Raw genomic sequence first — 2,923 nt, 5'->3', positions numbered from 1 at the left:
GCCGGGAGCGGGAACGACCGGGCCGTGGGAACCTGGGCGCGGACCGGCCTGCCGAGCATCCTCCACACCCCCGACAACATCCCACGGGCGTGTCATCCCACGGGTATCGCGGCATCGCCCTGGGCTGCCGCGGCAGGTAGCCGGCCGGACCTCATCGGACGCCAAAGCCTGCCGCAGGACAAGGAAGCCGGCAATTATGGGCACTATGCCGGCCCGAACCTCGCGAATGGACCCGACGCCGCTTCGATGCGCGCCACACCGAGTCTCCCCCGACCCCGGCCTGCTCGACTCGGCGCACGTCGGTCGGGCGACGGCCGGGCGGTGACCACCCGGGAATTCACCGTCGTCGAGCAGGAGATCCGGGATGCTTTTGCGCTGGGACGCCGGGTGGATCTGGCGGACCGGGCGGACCGGGTCGTCCGGGCGGTCGTCCTGCGCGATCTGCTGCTCGGGACGGACGACGGCGAGCCTGGGCCGTCGGCGGCGCTGCGCCTCACCCGCGCCCGGATCGTCGGCGAGCTCGACCTCTCCCACAGCGTCCTTGGATGTCCGGTCCGGCTGCGGGACTGCGTCTTCGACCATCGGGTGAATCTGTACGGGGCGAAAACCCGCCAGCTCGATCTCACCGGTACGCACTTCCGCGGAATCCTCGCGTCGAACGCCGTCATCGAGGGCAACCTCCGGCTCTTCGACTGCCGGTCCCGCGGACCGGTCATCCTGGTCGGCACCCGGATCAACGGAGCGCTGCTGCTCTCCGGCGCCCGCGTCGAGGGCCCCGGCTCCGCCCTCGACGCAACCCGGCTGCACGTCGAGGACGACCTCCTCGGTGGCCCCTCACCGGACGGCCGGTACCTGTCGGCCCTGCGCTGCGACGGGGAGCTGAGGCTGAACAACGCTGTCGTGGGCGGATCGGTGCGGTTGGAGGGAGCCCACCTGAGCAGTCCCACGAGCACCGCGCTGGCGGCATTCGACCTGAAGGTCGCCGCAATGCTCAACTGCTGTGAGGGGTTCCACGCCCAAGGGACGGTGAGCATCGCCTACGCCGAGGTGGGCAGCCGGGTCTGCCTGGAGGGAGCCCGCCTGGACGGCGCGCGCCCCGGCGACGACAGCCCTGACCGCGGCCCTGACCATGGCCCTGGCTGCGGCCCTGACTGCGGCCCAGGCCACGGTGCCGGCAACAGCGCCGGCAACAGCGGCTCGATCGCGTTGAACGCCCACCACCTCACGACCCGGGAGCTGGTACTTCTCCCGGCAGCGGTGCCTCGGGGAGCCGTGGATCTCAGCCACGGCGTGATCGGCCTGCTGCGCGACGATCCGGCGACCTGGCCCGCCGTGCTGCGCCTCGACGGGCTGCGCTACGACAGCCTCGGTACGTTCGGGGAAGGCGACGAGCGGCGGCAGTGGCTGCGCCTCGACCCCAGCGGCTACCGGCCGCAGGTGTACGAACAGCTCACGGCCACGACGCCGACGCACGGATGGTTCTGCTCGCGAAACAACGGCATCGACGCGAGACTCTGGCGCCGGCGGCGAAGATATGGAGCCACCTGCAGGACCTGCTCGTGGGATACGGATTCCGCCCGGTGCGGGCCGCCTCGTGGATCGCGCTTCTGGTGGTGGCCGGCAGCGTGCTGTTCGACCTACGGCCGCCGGCGCCGGTCGACGACACCGCCGCGTCGGCCTTCCGCGCCCCCGTCTACACCCTCGACCTGCTGCTGCCCCTCATCGACTTCGGGCAGGAGCAGCACTTCACCCCGCGCGGCGCGACGGTCTGGTTCGCCTACTTCCTCATCGCCGCCGGTTGGGCGCTCGCGACGACGGTCGCCGCCGGGATCACCAGGACGCTGCGCGGCGGTTGACGCCGGACCTGGACGGCCGTCAACGCGTTACGCGCGCTCGTCGCGCGCTCGTGGGGAACCGGAGCCGACCGCGGCCTGCTCCCCGTCACCGCCCCCGGTGGTCGACGACGGCGGTCCGCGGACGGGGCAGACTGGCCGGGTGGAGGTTCTCAGCAGCCGCATCCTGCTCCGGCCCACGGATCCGCAACGCAGTCACCGCTTCTACCGCGAGACCCTCGGGCTGGCGGTCTACCGCGAATTCGGGCCGCCGGAGGAACCCGGGCTGGTGTTCTTCCTCGGCCAGGGCCTGCTGGAGGTGTCCGGGCGCTCGCCGCGCCCGGCACGGCCGGTGGGCGCGGGCGGGGAACCGGTGGGGACGGCGCGGCTCTGGCTGCAGGTGCGTGACCTGGCGGCCGAACACGCCCGGTTGAACGCGGCGGGTGTCGTCATCACCCGGGAGCCGCGGCGTGAGCCGTGGGGACTCGACGAGATGTGGATCGAGGATCCGGACGGCGTCCCGATCGTGGTCGTGGAGATCCCGCCCGATCATCCCCTGCGCCGGGACCGGAGATCCCTCGCCGACGGCTGACGCGCGGGCCCGTCGGGACGGCGGGGCTCACCCGGACGACCCGGTGCACCCTCGTCGGGGTAGCGCAGACCGCCGCCCTGGCCTACGTGTCCACCCGGTTCCTGGCCCGCTGGTTCGAAACCCGCACGGCGACCCGCGGCGCCCCGCCGGTCCGGCGCCCGGCTGTGGTCTGATCGGCCCGTTGGCCGACCATTAAGATAGATTTAGTGTAGAAGAGTGCACTGCACCCGGCGGGACACGGCGACCCGGTGGAACACGGCGGACGCGCAGGTGTCCGGTTATGTAACCGGTCGCGACCAGCCGCGGCTGTGCCGTCGCCACCACGTCGACTTCGGTCACAACGACAGCGACCTCTGTTCCCCCGGTAACTGATGTCCTCCGGGTGACTGACTCTTCGGTCGTTCGTCTCGTCGGCAGCTCGCGCCGTACTGTGGATCATCGGCCGACGACAGCACCGGAACCGGAAGGCGGGAAACAGACCACCGCGCCACGACCCACC

At 71.7% G+C, this 2,923-nt stretch carries 1 protein-coding gene; it reads left to right on the top strand.

Going from position 1 to position 2,923, the window contains the following annotated elements; genetic code table 11:
* Positions 1-1,995: 1,995 nt before the first annotated feature.
* Entirely contained in the window at positions 1,996-2,424 is a 429-nt protein-coding gene (locus tag ACY45C_RS08225) for a VOC family protein (RefSeq protein WP_462187028.1), read from the top strand.
* The last annotated feature ends 499 nt before the right edge of the window (positions 2,425-2,923 follow it).

This window comes from Frankia sp. CcWB2 (genome assembly GCF_977927585.1).
Note: the sequence above shows the minus strand (reverse complement) of the source record. Positions and strands in the feature narration are given on the sequence as shown.